At 33.9% G+C, this 16,376-nt stretch carries 15 protein-coding genes; 4 read left to right on the top strand and 11 right to left on the bottom strand.

Annotated features, from left to right (window positions below; all coding sequences use genetic code 11):
- Positions 1-14: 14 nt before the first annotated feature.
- Together BUB95_RS10850 and BUB95_RS10845 are read left to right on the top strand one after the other, a co-directional pair.
- The gene (locus BUB95_RS10850) at positions 15-944 is read left to right on the top strand and encodes a PorP/SprF family type IX secretion system membrane protein (RefSeq protein WP_073086355.1); all 930 of its coding nucleotides are present in this window, start codon (positions 15-17) and stop codon (positions 942-944) included.
- 14 nt (positions 945-958) lie between these two features.
- Positions 959-2,878 carry an OmpA family protein gene (locus BUB95_RS10845; RefSeq protein ID WP_073086353.1) on the top strand — a complete coding sequence of 640 codons (1,920 nt, stop codon included), beginning with the start codon at positions 959-961 and terminating at the stop codon, positions 2,876-2,878.
- A gap of 347 nt (positions 2,879-3,225) precedes the next feature.
- On the opposite strand, the gene BUB95_RS10840 is transcribed toward BUB95_RS10845, so the two are convergent.
- Positions 3,226-3,723 carry a CAP domain-containing protein gene (locus tag BUB95_RS10840; protein ID WP_073086351.1) on the bottom strand — a complete coding sequence of 166 codons (498 nt, stop codon included), beginning with the start codon at positions 3,721-3,723 and terminating at the stop codon, positions 3,226-3,228.
- 190 nt (positions 3,724-3,913) lie between these two features.
- On the bottom strand, positions 3,914-4,561 hold the full coding sequence (gene pdxH / locus BUB95_RS10835; protein ID WP_073086349.1) for a pyridoxamine 5'-phosphate oxidase: 648 nt from the start codon (positions 4,559-4,561) through the stop codon (positions 3,914-3,916).
- 67 nt (positions 4,562-4,628) lie between these two features.
- Between pdxH and BUB95_RS10830 the strand changes: the two genes are divergently transcribed.
- On the top strand, positions 4,629-5,042 hold the full coding sequence (locus BUB95_RS10830) for a hypothetical protein (RefSeq protein WP_073086347.1): 414 nt from the start codon (positions 4,629-4,631) through the stop codon (positions 5,040-5,042).
- Here the strand turns inward: BUB95_RS10830 and BUB95_RS10825 are convergent.
- The 6 genes from BUB95_RS10825 to rpsA form a co-directional block, all read right to left on the bottom strand.
- Positions 5,039-5,944 (bottom strand): ribonuclease Z, encoded by a 906-nt coding sequence (locus tag BUB95_RS10825; protein ID WP_073086345.1) that lies wholly within the window; start codon positions 5,942-5,944, stop codon positions 5,039-5,041. The two genes, BUB95_RS10830 and BUB95_RS10825, sit on opposite strands and share 4 nt — an antisense overlap.
- Position 5,945: 1 nt before the next feature.
- Entirely contained in the window at positions 5,946-6,278 is a 333-nt protein-coding gene (locus BUB95_RS10820; protein ID WP_073086343.1) for a ribonuclease Z, read from the bottom strand.
- 6 nt (positions 6,279-6,284) lie between these two features.
- On the bottom strand, positions 6,285-7,211 hold the full coding sequence (locus tag BUB95_RS10815; protein WP_073086341.1) for an aspartate carbamoyltransferase catalytic subunit: 927 nt from the start codon (positions 7,209-7,211) through the stop codon (positions 6,285-6,287).
- A gap of 4 nt (positions 7,212-7,215) precedes the next feature.
- Positions 7,216-7,755 (bottom strand): bifunctional pyr operon transcriptional regulator/uracil phosphoribosyltransferase PyrR, encoded by a 540-nt coding sequence (gene pyrR, locus BUB95_RS10810; RefSeq protein ID WP_073086339.1) that lies wholly within the window; start codon positions 7,753-7,755, stop codon positions 7,216-7,218.
- Positions 7,756-7,811: 56 nt separating this feature from the next.
- Positions 7,812-9,344, bottom strand: a complete 1,533-nt coding sequence (locus BUB95_RS10805; RefSeq protein ID WP_073086337.1) for a T9SS type A sorting domain-containing protein — start codon at positions 9,342-9,344, stop codon at positions 7,812-7,814.
- A gap of 92 nt (positions 9,345-9,436) precedes the next feature.
- Complete coding sequence (gene rpsA, locus BUB95_RS10800) at positions 9,437-11,278, bottom strand: 30S ribosomal protein S1 (RefSeq protein WP_073086335.1); 1,842 nt, start codon at positions 11,276-11,278, stop codon at positions 9,437-9,439.
- Between the two features lie 235 nt (positions 11,279-11,513).
- Here rpsA and BUB95_RS10795 point away from each other — a divergent pair, with 235 nt between their 5' ends.
- A complete protein-coding gene (locus tag BUB95_RS10795; RefSeq protein WP_073086333.1) occupies positions 11,514-11,888 on the top strand; it encodes a LysM peptidoglycan-binding domain-containing protein in 375 nt (124 codons plus the stop codon).
- Positions 11,889-11,933: 45 nt separating this feature from the next.
- On the opposite strand, the gene cmk is transcribed toward BUB95_RS10795, so the two are convergent.
- The 3 genes from cmk to lon form a co-directional block, all read right to left on the bottom strand.
- Positions 11,934-12,620 (bottom strand): (d)CMP kinase, encoded by a 687-nt coding sequence (gene cmk, locus BUB95_RS10790; protein ID WP_073086331.1) that lies wholly within the window; start codon positions 12,618-12,620, stop codon positions 11,934-11,936.
- A 21-nt stretch (positions 12,621-12,641) separates the two neighbouring features.
- Entirely contained in the window at positions 12,642-13,661 is a 1,020-nt protein-coding gene (gene porQ / locus BUB95_RS10785) for a type IX secretion system protein PorQ (protein ID WP_073086329.1), read from the bottom strand.
- Positions 13,662-13,758: 97 nt separating this feature from the next.
- Entirely contained in the window at positions 13,759-16,212 is a 2,454-nt protein-coding gene (gene lon / locus BUB95_RS10780) for an endopeptidase La (protein ID WP_073086327.1), read from the bottom strand.
- Between the last annotated feature and the right edge of the window lie 164 nt (positions 16,213-16,376).

Raw genomic sequence — 16,376 nt, 5'->3', positions numbered from 1 at the left:
TAAAACTGATACCTATGAAGTTAAATAAATTTTACAGCTTTGCATTTATGTTACTGATTACATCGGTAGCCTTTGCTCAGCAACTTCCGCAGTTTACACAATATATGTTTAATACCATTTCTATAAACCCAGCTTATGCAGGTTCTAGAGAGACATTAAGCGCTGTTGGCCTGCATAGAAGTCAATGGGTAGGTCTTGAGGGTGGTCCCCAAACTCAAACTCTATCTATACATGCGCCGTTACGAAACGAAAAAATCGGTCTTGGTGTGTCTGTGATAAACGACGAGCTTGGGTATGAAAATTTTCAATATGTTTTTGGAGATTTTTCATACACGGTTAGAACTGGAACCAATTCTAAACTCGCTTTCGGTGTCAAAGCTGGAATTACAGCATTTAATCTTGACGCTGACTTCCGTAATGATCCTGACGTAACGCCTGACCAATTAATATTTGGTATTCAAGATCGTATGGACTTTAACGTTGGAGCTGGTGTATATTGGCATAGTGATAGATGGTACTTAGGCTTATCTGCACCAAGAATTTTAAATAATGAATATTCTGGTGAAGGTCAATTCGAAGCACTTGAGCGTGTGAGTTATTATTTTACTGGTGGTTATGTTTTTGATTTGACTGATGAAATTAAACTAAAACCTTCTGCCTTAGTAAAAGCTACTAATGGTGCGCCTATATCTTTTGATATTTCAGCAAACTTCTTATTCAATGAAAAGTTTTGGATTGGTGGAGGCTACCGTGTTAATGAGCAAACCAATGCACTAGGTGGAATCATAGACTTCCAAGTTTCAAGACAATTTAGAATTGGCTATGCTTACGAACAAGAATTAAATAATAGTGGTCTGAGAGCTTTTAATAACGGAACTCATGAGATTTTATTAATGTTCGAAATATTCAAAAGCCGTAGAATTAAATCCCCTAGATACTTCTAAAAATGCAGTGTAATATGAAAACAAGATTAACCATTATATTATTAACCCTTTGTTTTTCTTCAAGCTTTGCACAGTTGAAGTTGGCTGACAAATTCTATAAAAGTTATAGTTACATAAAAGCTATAGAATTGTATAAAGAAGTTGTAAAAAAAGGTGATAGCTCTATGCATGTACTTACAAGATTAGGAGATGCATATTATAACAATACTCAAACCGAAGAGTCTGCCCTTTGGTATGGCTTGGCAGTAGACAAATACGAGAGAAAAATTGACAATGAATATATCTTTAAATACATACAATCTTTAGTAAGTATTAAAGACTATGAAAAGGCTGAGTTGTGGGTTGCCAAGCTCAGAGAAAAACAAGATAAAGACACAGATGACAACAGATTCATCCAAGATAATTTTGATATCTATAAAATCTCTAAACAAGATAATGATAGACGCGTTGTAAACCTATACAATGTAGATTTTAATACAGACAAGTCAGATTTTGGTTCTTATGTTAAAGACAACACGCTTTATTTTGCATCTTCAAGAGATACTTCTTCTAAGTTATACGTCTGGAATAAAGAGCCATTTTTAGATATTTACCAAACTGAAATTATAAGAGGTAACAAAACTTTAGCTTTTGGCTCACCAAGTAAAGTATCTGGGGATAGAATTAACTCAAATTATCACGAATCTTCTGTAGCGATTACCAATGATGGCAAAACTATTTACTTTACTCGTGATAATCTTACAAAGAGAGACCGCCTAGATTACGATAAAAAAGGAACAACACACTTAGAATTATTTAGAGCTAAACTAGATGAAGAAACTAACCAATGGACAGACTTAGAGTTGTTACCATTTAACTTAGAGCTCTATTCTACAGCACATCCTGCATTAAGTCCAGATAACAAGAAACTATATTTCGCTTCAGATCGAGAGGGAGGATATGGTCTTTCAGATTTATACGTTGTAGATATTAAAGAAGATGGTTCTTTTTCTGAGCCTCGTAATTTAGGAGATAAAATAAATACCGCTGGTCGTGATACCTTCCCGTTTGTTGCAAAAGATGGAACTCTTTATTATTCTTCAGATGGTTTTGTCAATTATGGGCTATTAGATATTTTTAAGTCAGATATAATTAATAACCCTGATGCAGAAAGCGTAAACATAGGTGAGCCTTTCAATTCTAGTTTTGATGATTTCGCATACATATTTGATACAGATACAGAAGAAGGTTACTTATCTTCTAATCGTGAAGGTGGAAAAGGTAGTGACGATATCTATACATTTAATACTTACATCTGTCAGCAAAGTATAGAAGGTGTAGTTAGAGATGAATTGACTGAGGAAGTCATTCCTGACGCTACCGTAAAATTAGTTGATGATAAGGGTAAAGTCATTGCTGAAATGACTACAGATGCAGATGGAAAATACGAATTCTCAAATCAACTTTGTGAAAAAACATATACCGTAGTTGCTAGTAAAGATGATTACAAAGACGACCAAAAAACAGTAACGACTACAGATGAAAAAGATAAAGTTAATATTGCTGATTTAATGTTAACACCGCTAATTATAGATAACCAAATAGTCATTAACCCCATTTTCTTTGACTTTGACAAGTGGAATATCAGAACAGATGCTCAATTTGAATTAGAAAATATTGTGGATGTTATGCGTAAACACCCTACTATGGTGATAAAAATTGAATCACATACAGATAGTCGTGGTGGTGAACGCTACAACATGAGATTATCTGACAGACGTGCTAAATCTACTAGAGATTATATCATATCTCGTGGTATTGAAGCCAACAGAATAGAAAGTGCTATAGGCTATGGAGAATCTCAACTTCTTAACAGATGTGCTAATGGTATAAAGTGTTCTAAAGAAGAGCATCAAAAAAATAGACGTTCTTACTTCTATATCATAAAAGAATAAAAGTTAGCAAATACAAAAAAACGCCTAGCAAATTGCTAGGCGTTTTTTTATGGCATAAACAGATTCAAACAAGACCAATTAATAATGTAGAAACAAACCCCATTAAATTTATTAGAAATATAGTATTATGAAATCAAAAATGTAATAATATCTAATTAATTGCTTTCACAATAATTATTAATATTACAAAGCAATGAATGTGTAATAATTAGAATCAATCAGAATAAGTAATTAATCAAATAAAACGAAGAATAAAAATTACTCATAGAAGCTAAGAGGAATTATTTAAACAAAAAAAAGACCGCAAAAATGCGGTCTTATAAATACATAATTAAAACTCACTAAAATTATCTTTTTATAAATATGTTGGTATAATACCACCCACCATCTTCATCTTGCTCTGCAGAGATGTCGAAGTGTGTAAAGTTTCCTTCAATATTATTTCTATGCGAAGGGCTATTAAGCCATGCATTAACCAATGACTCAGCATTAGTGTAGCCATAAGCTACATTTTCTGATACAATTTGCGCATTTTCGTTTTCCTCAAGACTTTGCTTTCTAACGTAAAAATTGTGATGAGAGACATCATTAGATTGTCTCATGTAATCTGAATGTGTAAAAGCTACAGCTTTAACAGTATTATTGTTTGATAATGCATTAAGTCCGCTGTTAATGCGATGATTATTTATTAGCTCTAAAACTTCGATTTCTAATGGCTTTGCTTGTGGTGCAGTTGCTATATCAACTGTGAATACTTCTTCCTCATTTACACTCTCAGTAGAGCAAGACGTAAAGGATAACAAAGCACAAATTGCCAGTACTGGCATTAGTGTAGAAACTTTCATAAGTAGGTATTTTATTGTTTGGGACTACTAAAGTAAGTTTCATCTAAAGTTACACTGTTAATAAAATGTTAAAATCGATTAAAAACATGTATTTTATCGATTTTATATGTTTTTAATCGTTTATGAATGATTTTATAGTGTATTTCACCTTAATAAATTACCTTTTACCGATTTAACTCTATTGTGTTAATTAAGGTGATAGACGCTCAATTTTCCATTGAAAATCGTCTTGTAATTTATATCTAATTCTGTCGTGTAATCGATTAGGTCTACCCTGCCAAAACTCAATTTCTACAGGTTTAATAATAAATCCACCCCAATGTTTTGGACGAGGAATATCTTTTCCTTCATATTCCTCTTCAAGATTCTTCAGTTTATTTTCAAGTTCAGCTCTGTCATTAACTACCTCACTCTGATTAGAAACTACAGCACCTAATTGACTTCCTCGTGGTCTAGATTCAAAATAACCATCACTTAGGTTCTCCGCTATTTTTTCGGCTTTACCCTTTATTATAATTTGACGTTCTGCATCTGCCCAAAAAAAAGAAAGACATACATTAGGGTTAGCTATTATAGCCTTTCCTTTTTCACTATTATAATTGGTATAGAAAATAAAACCCTCGTAGGTATATTTTTTTAGAAGTACTACTCTACTCTTGGGATATCCGTCTAATCCTATTGTAGAAATGGTCATAGCATTAGTTTCTCGTTGGTTAAAATGCTGTTCTACTTCAATAAACCAATCTCTGAATAATTCTATAGGATTTTCAGGTACATTTTTTTTTAATAGCTCCCCTTTTTCGTAGGATTCTCTATAATTACTTAAATCTTTTTCCATAGACTATAAAGTTAATTCAAAATTTCATCTACTTCAAAAAAAGTGTATTTTTAGCGAAATTTTAAGAATGAGATTTGAAGATTCCCCCATTTCAAAATCTATAAATTACCGTAAAGGAACTTTAAGCTTTTGTGACTATTATGCTGCCGATAAATTTATCATTGTAGAAGTAAATCAAGGAGTGCATTTTGATGAAGAAAAACTTGAGACTCTTATAGAAGAATTTATAGATATTTATCCTCCCACTCAACAACTGGCTTACATAACCAATAGAATAAACAACTACTCTTCTGACCCAATTTTATGGAATTATTTAGATAACGATATTCCTGTAGTCGGAGCAGCAATTGTTACTTATAGAGACTCAACACTTCTTTCTGCTAATATTGAAAAGCATATTTCTAAAATAAGTGTAAAACGTGCTTATACTATTGAAGAAGCTATCGGATGGGCTTTAAGGTTGAAGGAATTACAATGCTAAAATTCAAATACTTTACCATCATCTCCTAATTCTACATTTTCAAAAACCGTTTGTGCCTCTTTTTTAAATAGAGATAAATCGTCGTAACGTGTAGAGTAATGGCCTAAAATTAATGTTCCTGCATTTGCTTTTTTAGCTATTGTAGCCGCTTGTTTAGCAGAGGAATGCATGGTCGGTTCACACAGATTGGCATTCTTTTCTAAGAATGTAGATTCGTGATATAATACATCTACACCACTAATTAAAGGTAGTTTGGCTTCATCATAAAGTGTGTCGCTACAAAAGGCATAACTTTTAGGTTTTGATGGTGATAGAGTTACAGTTTCGTTTTTCACAGTCTTACCCTTCTTGTTTTCAACATCAAAACCTTGCTTTAGCTTTCTGTAATAAGCTACATCTATATCAGCACTAAAAACAGCCGCCATGTCTAATTTTCTTTCGCCTTCTTTTTCTTTAAACAAAAAACCATTGGTATATACACGATGCTGAAGCGGGATGGTGTGTACCTCTACTTTATCGTCTTCAAAAATAAGTTCGGATTCTTTAGAGGTTAATTCATGGAAATAAAGATTATAATTGGTCCATGAGTCAGATAATTTCATCTGAAGTGTAATGACCTCCTTTAATCCTTTTGGTCCATATATGTGAAGGTCTGCTTCTCGCTTCAACAATCGAAACGTAGAAATTAGTCCAACTAAACCAAAATAATGGTCACCATGCAAATGCGAGATAAAGATGTGCTTTATTCGTGAAAACTTAATCTTGTTTTTTCTGAGCTGGACTTGGGTACCTTCGCCACAATCAATCAAAAACAAATGATTTCTAATTTCTAAAACTTGTGATGTAGGATTGGTAAATGTACGAGGTGTGGCGCTATAGCAACCTAGAATATTTAACTTCATATCAAAATCCTAAATCGCGCTCTATATCTTCCATTTCAATTATATCGTATGCCTCGTGCATCGTAGGTACAACACAAATTTCGTCTGGCATAGCGTCTAAATCTACTTTGTCTGATACTACAACAAATGATTTTTTGTCACCTCGATGTGTATTACTTATTCTAAGAAACTCAATAATATCTTCTAATGAAATTGAATCTAAACTAGACAGATTTACGATAATATGGTCGTTCTTGTACTTATCATAAACCTGCTCAATATTATTGACTAAGGTCTTAACTGACGCCTTTTCTTGGGTAATAATTGTAATGTTACCATCTTTATCAAATATCATAACACCTTATTTTATTTTTGAAGCTAATAAATAAATCACTGCCATACGAATGGCTACCCCATTTTCCACTTGGTTAAGTATAATGGATTGGTCGGAGTCAGCAACATCACTCGTTATCTCTACTCCACGGTTAATTGGTCCTGGATGCATGATTGTAATTTTTTTATCTAAACTATCTAGCAACACTTTATTGACTCCAAACTGTTGCGCATATTCTCTAGTCGTTGGAAAGTAACTGATGTCCATTCGTTCATTTTGCACACGTAGCATATTTGCAACATCACACCAATTTAAAGCCTTACGGAGATTAGTTTCTACTTTAACGCCTAAATCTTTAATGTATTTTGGCAATAAGGTTTTTGGTCCACAAACCATAACATTAGCACCTTGTAATTGCAGCGCATAAATATTAGACAATGCCACGCGGCTATGCAAAATATCGCCTACAATCACCACATTTTTTCCTTTTACACTACCTAAAGACTCTCTGATAGAGTAAGAATCTAACAATGCTTGCGTAGGATGTTCGTGTGCACCGTCTCCGGCATTAACAATGCTGGCATCTATGTGCTTTGATAAAAATATACCTGCTCCTGGACTTGGATGGCGCATCACTACCATATCTACCTTCATTGAAAGAATATTGTTTACCGTATCTATAAGTGTTTCTCCTTTTTTAACCGAAGACTGACTTGCAGAAAAATTTATTACATCTGCAGAGAGACGTTTCTCGGCAAGTTCAAAAGACAACTTTGTACGTGTAGAATTTTCGAAAAATAAGTTAGCAATGGTAATGTCTCTAAGCGAAGGGACTTTTTTAATTGGTCGATTAATAACCTCTTTAAATTGGTCTGCAGTTTCAAAAATAAGCTGAATATCTGCTTCGTTTAGATATTTAATTCCCAGTAAGTGATTGACACTTAATTGACTCATGCTCTTATTTATTTATTAAGTAAACGGTATCTTCTCCTTCGTTCTCTTTCCAGTTTACTATAACTTTTTCTTTATTTATGGCATCTACCTGTCTCCCACGATAATCTGGTTGTATAGGTAAATGACGACTAAAACGTCTGTCTATTAATGTTAGTAATTCTATATGGTTTGGTCTTCCAAAAGATTGAATTGCGGTTAATGCTGCTCTTATACTACGTCCTGTGTACAATACATCGTCCACAAAAACGACATTTTTGCCTTCAACTATAAAGTTGATATCTGTTTTATTAGCTTCTAAAGGTTTATCACCACGACGGAAATCATCCCTAAAAAACGTAATATCCAAATGACCGTATTTAAGGTCTTTTACTTTGTAATCTTCTTTTAAAATTTTTGCTAATCGGTCTGCAAGAAATTTACCTCTAGGTTGTAATCCTATGATTGCAGTATTAGAAAAGTCGTTGTGATTTTCAATAAGTTGACAAGCCAATCTGTGAAGGATAATGTTTACTTCTTTAGAATTAAGTAATACTTTTTGACTCATATAACTTCCAAACGTATTTGGGATGTAAAGTTAAACTAAATAAATTAAAGATCAAATCACTCTTTAATGATTTTAATAGTAGCAATTGTTTCAAAACTATTTTTAATATTCATAAAATAAAGCCCTGATTTAGCATTTAAATGAATTTCAAATTCTGAAACATCATTATATCTTTTATTTAATAAGACTTCTCCAATAACATTAACGATAGAGACTTCTAATTCATCATAAACCTCTTGTAGTTCAACATTATAGCTATAACTAGATGGATTTGGAGAAACAAAAATATTTTGAAATCTAAAATTATTTGAAGATAAATTTGAATTAATTTCAAACGCATAGGCCGACCCAGCATTGAATACCACCGAATTATCATTCGGATTAAGACCTTCACTAGCAAATGCTCCTACTATGATTTGCCCTAAATGAAGGTCTAAATCATAACCAAATATATCATCTTCTTCTCTATCACTAGCTTCTATTGTTTCCTGAAAATTCCATTGATTTAAAGTATCTCTATTATATATGTAAACGAGTCCAGAATTTGATAGAAAATTAGTTCCATTTATATCCTTATCATCCAAATGTGAACCTATTGCAATATAATCTTGACTTACAGCCACGCTTTTCCCAAAGTCATCGGTAAGATTAGAAATATTTGGTAAAAGTTTAGAAGTTTCTGACCAATTTCCGGTAGTCAGTTTTTCAAAAACATAAGCCGCACCAGTAGCTTGGGAAGAATCGTCTGTACATCTTACACAACCTATAACAATACTACCTTCAAATATAGAAACATCATCTCCAAAACTCATATCATTAACTCTATCACTTGGGGTAAGCTTGATAATTTGGTTCCAAATATTTAACTCATCTAATTCAAATACATATACTGCTCCAGAGCCAAACAGTGTATTTGTCTCGTTTGCATCTTGATCCTCACCTCTTGCTGCTATGACAATTGTATTATTATACAAGCTTACTCTTTGTCCAAATAAATCTGCGTCAGTTCTTATATTTGAAACAAGTTTTTGTGTTTCTTCCCATTGATTAGAAACCATACTTATTTCATAAACATAAGCCGCACCAAACAAGTTGTTAGAGTTTGGACCTTGAAATGTAGCTCCAACTACTATATGATTTTCTGAAATAGCAACAGATTCTCCAAACCTATCGTTAGAAGTTGTATCAGAGCCTACCAATTCTTGAAAGCTACTCCAGTTTCCAATACCATCATTTTTAAATACATAAACTTTGTCCTTACTCAAAACACCAACTACTATATAATCGTTTTTAATATCTATAGAACTTGGAGTTTGACGTCCAGGAGTTCCATCTGCAATGGACAATTCTTGAATTAAATCCCAATCATTAGTACTGCTTTTTTTATAAATACTAATACTCCCCGTTGATGTATCATTCTTACCCGCATTAGCAGCAATAACCATGTAATCTCCGTCAACAGCAACTCTTATTCCAAAATTGCTATTAATTAAAGTATTTTCTGGTACAAATAGATTGGTTTCTAACCAATTCTGGGCAGATACTGGAAGTATAATTAATAAAAGTAATAGTGTTATATTAAGTTTCATGATAAATTAAATCGAATGCAAATTAATACTTTTAATAATAAAAAAGCCTCTCAAAAATGAGAGGCTTTTAATTTTATAAAAATCTGGAAGAATTACTTCTTACCGTCCATTTTATCTTTAAGCGCTTGTAATGCATCATTAGCGTCACCTAAAGTTGGCTTAGCTTCTGCTGCTTGAGCTTCTGCTTTACGTACAGCTTGCTTTACAATCTTAGCTTCTTCTTCTCTAAATACAGCTGTGTGAGATGCTACAACTCTTTTGAATTCTTTATTAAATTCAATGATTTTGAATTCTGCTTCTTCACCTTTCTTTAATTTAGAACCGTCTTCTTTTTCTAAGTGACGTTGTGGAACAAAAGCAACGATATCTTCGTTAAACTCTATAGTTGCACCTTTGTCAACGATTTCAGAAATCGCAGCTTTATGTACAGACTCTAAAGCAAACTCAGTTTCGTACTTATCCCAAGGGTTTTCAGTAGTTTGTTTGTGACCTAAAGATAATTTACGTCCTTCTACGTCTAACTCTAATACAACAACATCTAACTTATCACCTACATTACAGAACTCGCTAGGGTGCTTCACTTTCTTAGTCCAAGATAAATCAGAGATGTAAATTAATCCATCGATACCTTCTTCTAATTCTACGAATACACCAAAGTTTGTAAAGTTACGTACAATACCTGTGTGCTTAGAACCTACAGGGTATTTAGATGTAATATCTGTCCATGGGTCTGGTGTTAATTGCTTAATACCAAGTGACATTTTACGATCTTCTCTATCTAATGTTAAGATAACAGCATCAATCTCATCTCCTACAGAAACGAAATCTTGTGCAGAACGTAAGTGTGTAGACCATGACATTTCAGAAACGTGTACTAATCCTTCAACACCATCAGCAACTTCGATAAATGCACCGTAATCAGCGATTACAACTACTTTACCTTTTACTTTGTCACCAACTTTTACGTCTTCAGCTAAAGCTTCCCAAGGGTGCTTAGATAACTGCTTAAGACCTAATTGGATTCTTGACTTATCTTCATCAAAATCAAGGATTACAACATTTAATTTCTGATCTAACTCAACAATCTCGTTTGGATGGTTGATACGTGACCAAGAAAGGTCTGTAATATGAACTAAACCATCTACACCACCAAGATCAATAAACACACCGTAAGAAGTAATGTTTTTAACAACACCTTCTAATACTTGTCCTTTTTCTAACTGGCCAATGATTTCTTTCTTCTGCTCTTCAATATCAGCTTCGATAAGTGCTTTGTGAGATACAACAATGTTTTTGAACTCGTGGTTGATTTTTACAACTTTAAATTCCATTGTTTTGTTTACGTACTGATCGTAATCTCTAATAGGCTTCACATCGATTTGAGAACCCGGTAAGAACGCTTCTATACCAAATACGTCTACAATCATTCCGCCTTTAGTTCTGCATTTTACAAAACCGTTTACGATTTCACCAGTATCGTGTGCATTGTTTACACGATCCCACGCCTTAATTACACGTGCTTTTCTATGAGATAATACTAACTGACCTGTTGCGTCTTCACGAACGTCAATTAATACTTCAACCTTATCACCTACTTTTAAATCTGGGTTGTAACGGAACTCGTTAAGTGAAATTACACCTTCAGATTTAGCGTTGATGTCAATAATTGCGTCACGGTCTGTAATAGCAATTACAGTTCCTTCTACAACTTGATCATCTAAAGTATCAACGAAGTTTTCAGATACTAACTTCTCGAACTCTTCAAGTTTAGTGTCTTCTACTTGTTCAATACCTTCTTCGTAGTTGTGCCAATCAAACTCCTTTAAGAATTTTTCTGGGTTTGCCTGAGCTTCAGATACTACAGGTGCTTGGGTTGCTTTTGCTTCAGTTGCTTCTACTGCTACTTCAGCTTCTTTTGTTTTGTTTTCAGCCATTGCTGATAAAAATTTGTATTCTATATGCTGTAGGAAAATTTATGCGATAAACACATAGAAGTGTTAAAATAAATTTTTATATTGTCTTTTGTCTTCCTACTAATCGCCAAAAGGAGCGCAAAAATACGAATAACATTAATAATTACCTAAAATTTAAGCAGTTAAATTCTCATACGTTTTAGAGTAACTATTTAAGATACAAACAACAATAATATTAATTAAAAACTTTTTAAAAATGAGAGCAAAATATCAAGCAGTACTTGACTTAGGAGAACAACTAAACATTAAAGACGGAAAAGTTGAAGAAGCTGACGGAAAACTTAAAGTTTGGGGTACAGCAAGTACGCAATACGAAAAAGACGCTTTATGGAATAAGATAAAGGAAATCGGCGGTGATAATCCTGCGGATATCATGGCGGATATCAAAGTAGAAGACACTTCTGTTTACGCAAGACATACAGTTTCTTCTGGTGAAACTTTAGGAAAAATAGCAAAGCACTATTATGGTGATGCTATGAAGTACAAAGAAATTTTTGCTGCGAATACACACATTCTGAAAAACCCAGATGTTATTCATCCAGACCAAGAATTAGTAATTCCAAACTTATAAGATTATACATTTCTACAAAAAAGGCATCTAAATTAGATGCCTTTTTTATTTTAATTTGTCTTCTACTAAAGCCCGTATGGCTTGTAATTGTTCTTCAATGGTCATTTCGGAATTATCAAATTCAATAGCATCTTCAGACTTTATTAGTGGAGAATCTTCACGAGTTGAATCTATTTCATCACGAGTTATAACATTTTGAAGCACCTCATCATAGCTTAAGTTATGACCACGCTCTAACAATTCTTTGTAACGTCTTGTAGCACGTTTTTCAGCGGAAGCGGTCATAAAAATCTTTAATTCTGCATCAGGGAATACAACGGTTGCAATATCTCTACCATCCATAACAACACCTTTGTCTTTGCCCATCAACTGCTGTTGTTGTACTAGCTTACGACGCACTTCTGAAATTTCAGCAATATGACTTACATGTTGTGAGACTTTAAGTGTGCGAATATCTGCTTCAATATTTTCATCATTTAAGTAAACCTCTGCAAAACCTAAATCTGGATTAAACTTAAAGGTTATGTGAATATTTTCTAATTCTGAAATCAGACCTTCTTTGTCCAATTCATTTTCTGAAACAAATCCGTTTACTAGAGCAAAATAAGTCACTGCGCGGTACATGGCGCCAGTATCTACATAGATATAGCCCAACTCTTTAGCCAGTAGTTTGGCAACTGTGCTTTTTCCTGTAGATGAAAACCCGTCTATGGCTATAACTATTTTACTCATTTATGCTGAATCTATTCAATATTAATTCAAATCAATTTGAAGTCCAAAAAAGCTAGTATTTGCAGACGCTGTGTATCTTGCATGAGTATAGCTAAACTTCATTTTATTAATCTTTAGGCCAACACCAAAAGATAAACCAGAAAAGTTTCTTTGGTCTAAAATACGTAATTCTTCAGCACGCCTAAAATTATATCCTAACCTTAAATTAAATCCTCTATCTGGCCATAACTCAGCTCCCAATATCAAATGACGAAGCGTATTGTTTAGAAAGCCAACTTTTTCTTCAGTTTGGTTACCACTTAAATCTGTAGTTGCTCTTGCAGGATTAGAAACACCAATAGGCCATTCTTGCAGATTCTCTAGTGTTAAGTGCCATCGTAGTGGAATATATTCTAAGGTTTGGGACATTCCAAAATTTACTTCAAAAGGCAAGCGTTCATTTACACCTGCATAAGTTGTAAATTGAGTTCCTAAATTTCTAACCGTAAGAGCTGCATGAAAATCTAGGTTTTCATTAATATACATAACACCTAAATCTATAGCACCTCCAACAGAATTGTATTGTTCTAATTGAGATGTTATCACTTTTGCATTTGCACCTACATAAAAATCTGTAAAAGGGATATTATAATTGTAACCAAAAGATAAGGCAACTTCATTTCCACTAAAAGTACCCGTTGCTATACCATTTAAATCACGTCCATCAAATTCTCCGTAGTTGATATAAGTAACCCCAAAATGAAAGGTTTGTACACGTCTATCCCAAGTATAGGCATAAGCCGCTGTTCCGTATGTAATTCCACCTAAATAACTAGAGACGTTTAAAGCTGCTTGATTATGCATGTCGCTATTAATAGACGCCGGATTATATAGCGCTTCAGTGACATCTTTATCAAAATTTGTGATTATTTTTCCGCCTAATGCAGCTTGTCTTGGAGAAGATATAAGATTAAGAAACTGGTATGTAGACTCGCCTCCCAATTGGGCGAAACACACCGAAGCAAACCCTAAAAAAAACAGAGCGGTAATTCTCCTAATCATAGCATGCAAAATAACTAAATCTATCTTAGAACGCAGTTCTAAATCTTTTATTTTTTGAAAAGCAAAAACCTCAGTTCTTACACTGAGGTTTTGATTATTAAAGTGATTTAGGATTTTTTACCTTTTGTTTGGTTATTGCCAATTCTAAAACCTCATCCATGTCTTTAACATAATGGAATGTGAGGCCTTTTAGGTATTCTGGTTTTATTTCGTCAATATCCCTTTTGTTGTCTTCGCAAAGTAAAATTTCTTTGATTTTTGCACGCTTAGCAGCTAAAATCTTCTCTTTGATGCCTCCTACTGGCAAGACCTTACCTCTCAAGGTAATCTCTCCTGTCATGGCAATACTTTTCTTCACTTTACGCTGCGTAAATAATGACACTAAAGATGTTAGCATCGTTACACCTGCACTTGGCCCATCTTTTGGTGTAGCGCCTTCTGGAACGTGAATGTGCACATTATACTTATCAAAAACTTCGGAATTAATCCCAAATTTATCTGCATTTGCTTTTATGTATTCCATAGCAATGGTAGCAGATTCTTTCATGACTTTTCCTAAGTTTCCTGTTATAGATAAACTTCCTTTTCCTTTTGAAAGAATAGACTCTATAAATAAAATATCGCCTCCTACTCTAGTCCAAGCCAAGCCAGTAACAACTCCAGCGACATTGTTATTCTCATACTTATCGCGTTCTAGTCTTGGGCTTCCTAAAATCTCTACAACATCTTCGTTAGACACTTTAACATTGTAGTCTTCTTCCATTGCAATGTTTTTGGCCGCATAACGTACCATTTTGGCTACTTGCTTTTCTAATCCACGTACTCCAGACTCTCTCGTATAACCTTCAACGATTTTCTCAAGTTGAGGTTTACCAATTTTTAATGCTTTCTCATCTAACCCATGTTCTTTAAGTTGTTTAGGCAATAAATGACGTTTTGCTATTTCTACTTTTTCTTCTATGGTATAACCCGTAACATTAATGATTTCCATACGGTCACGTAATGCAGGCTGAATAGTATTTAAACTATTAGATGTAGCTATAAACATGACTTTAGACAGATCATAACCCATTTCTAAGAAATTATCGTAGAATTCATTATTTTGTTCTGGGTCTAACACTTCTAACATTGCCGAAGACGGGTCACCTTGATGACCAGAAGATAATTTATCTATTTCATCTAAAACAAAAACAGGGTTAGACGTTCCTGCCTTTTTTAAACTCTGAATAATACGTCCTGGCATAGCACCGATATAAGTCTTACGGTGTCCTCTAATCTCGGCCTCGTCTCGTAAACCACCTAGTGAGATACGCACATACTCTCTCCCTAAAGCTTCGGCTACAGATTTTCCTAAAGATGTTTTACCGACTCCTGGAGGACCGTAAAGACAAAGAATTGGCGACTTCATGTCGTTACGAAGCTTCAATACCGCTAAATACTCTATAATACGCTTTTTAACATCGTCTAAACCAAAATGGTCACGATCTAAGATTTTCATCGCGCGCTTTAAATCGAATTGGTCTTCACTAAACTCATTCCAAGGTAAATCCAAAAACAAGTCTAGATAATTCCGCTGGATTGAATACTCAGCTACCTGAGGATTCATGCGTTGCATCTTAGCTAATTCTTTATCAAAATGCTCTTTGACTTTAGTATCCCATTGTTTCTCTTTAGCACGCTGACGCATATCTTCAATTTCCTCACCAGAAGACACGCCTCCACCCAACTCTTCTTGGATAGTTTTCATCTGTTGGTGTAAGAAATACTCTCGTTGTTGCTGGTTCATATCGCTCTGAACCTTATTCTGTATATCATTCTTAAGCTCTAACTTTTGATATTCTAGATTCATGAACTTTAACGTAGAAAGCGCACGTTCTTTTAAATCGTTAATTTGAAGTAATTCTTGCTTTTCTTCAACCTTAAGGTTCATATTTGAAGACACAAAATTGACAAGAAAAGAACTACTTTCAATATTTTTTATGGCGAAGCTCGCCTCAGTTGGAATATTAGGACTCTCTTTTATAATCTCTAAAGACAAATCTTTAATAGACTCAATAATAGCTTTGAATTCCTCATTATCCTTCGCAGGCTTAGCCTCAGCTAAATCAGATATTGTTGCTGTTAGATACGGTGTTTCAGAAACGACTTCCTTAATTTGGAAGCGCTTTTTCCCCTGAATGATAACTGTTGTGTTACCGTCAGGCATCTTTAACACCTTTAAAATACGAGCTACAGTACCTGTTTTATAAATATCATTCTCTGTAGGGTTTTCAACAGCTTCATCTTTCTGAGATACTACTCCGATAACTTTTCCGCCATTATTAGCATCGTTGATAAGCTTTATAGACGCATCGCGCCCAGCAGTAATAGGAATCACCACTCCAGGAAACAAAACAGTGTTTCGCAACGGTAAAATTGAAAGTGATTCTGGAAGAACTTCGTTATTTATTAATTCTTCATCTTCTGGAGTCATTAAAGGAATTAATTCTGAATTTTCATCAAAATCCTGAAATGACAAACTGTCAAGCCCTAAAAATTTTCGTTTTGCCATATTATATTTTAAGCCATTCTGTCATTAAAAGACACAGAATGTACTAATGTTTCGTTTTACATTTTCTAACTTTACGTTAGATTATAAGGTTTTATAGCTATTTATAAGCTATTAACTCTTCATTAAATTCAATTGTTATGCCATTCAGAATTAAATTTGTAAAA

The organism is Winogradskyella jejuensis (genome assembly GCF_900129745.1).
Taxonomy (GTDB): Bacteria; Bacteroidota; Bacteroidia; order Flavobacteriales; family Flavobacteriaceae; genus Winogradskyella; species Winogradskyella jejuensis.
Note: the sequence above shows the minus strand (reverse complement) of the source record. Positions and strands in the feature narration are given on the sequence as shown.

What these genes read in the sequence shown, in the direction of transcription:
- BUB95_RS10850 (WP_073086355.1), top strand. Translation starts at nt 15, where the DNA reads ATGAAGTTAAATAAATTTTACAGCTTTGCATTTATGTTACTGATTACA.
- BUB95_RS10845 (WP_073086353.1), top strand. Translation starts at nt 959, where the DNA reads ATGAAAACAAGATTAACCATTATATTATTAACCCTTTGTTTTTCTTCA.
- BUB95_RS10840 (WP_073086351.1), bottom strand. Translation starts at nt 3,723, where the DNA reads ATGAAAGTTTCTACACTAATGCCAGTACTGGCAATTTGTGCTTTGTTA.
- pdxH (WP_073086349.1), bottom strand. Translation starts at nt 4,561, where the DNA reads ATGGAAAAAGATTTAAGTAATTATAGAGAATCCTACGAAAAAGGGGAG.
- BUB95_RS10830 (WP_073086347.1), top strand. Translation starts at nt 4,629, where the DNA reads ATGAGATTTGAAGATTCCCCCATTTCAAAATCTATAAATTACCGTAAA.
- BUB95_RS10825 (WP_073086345.1), bottom strand. Translation starts at nt 5,944, where the DNA reads ATGAAGTTAAATATTCTAGGTTGCTATAGCGCCACACCTCGTACATTT.
- BUB95_RS10820 (WP_073086343.1), bottom strand. Translation starts at nt 6,278, where the DNA reads ATGATATTTGATAAAGATGGTAACATTACAATTATTACCCAAGAAAAG.
- BUB95_RS10815 (WP_073086341.1), bottom strand. Translation starts at nt 7,211, where the DNA reads ATGAGTCAATTAAGTGTCAATCACTTACTGGGAATTAAATATCTAAAC.
- pyrR (WP_073086339.1), bottom strand. Translation starts at nt 7,755, where the DNA reads ATGAGTCAAAAAGTATTACTTAATTCTAAAGAAGTAAACATTATCCTT.
- BUB95_RS10805 (WP_073086337.1), bottom strand. Translation starts at nt 9,344, where the DNA reads ATGAAACTTAATATAACACTATTACTTTTATTAATTATACTTCCAGTA.
- rpsA (WP_073086335.1), bottom strand. Translation starts at nt 11,278, where the DNA reads ATGGCTGAAAACAAAACAAAAGAAGCTGAAGTAGCAGTAGAAGCAACT.
- BUB95_RS10795 (WP_073086333.1), top strand. Translation starts at nt 11,514, where the DNA reads ATGAGAGCAAAATATCAAGCAGTACTTGACTTAGGAGAACAACTAAAC.
- cmk (WP_073086331.1), bottom strand. Translation starts at nt 12,620, where the DNA reads ATGAGTAAAATAGTTATAGCCATAGACGGGTTTTCATCTACAGGAAAA.
- porQ (WP_073086329.1), bottom strand. Translation starts at nt 13,661, where the DNA reads ATGATTAGGAGAATTACCGCTCTGTTTTTTTTAGGGTTTGCTTCGGTG.
- lon (WP_073086327.1), bottom strand. Translation starts at nt 16,212, where the DNA reads ATGGCAAAACGAAAATTTTTAGGGCTTGACAGTTTGTCATTTCAGGAT.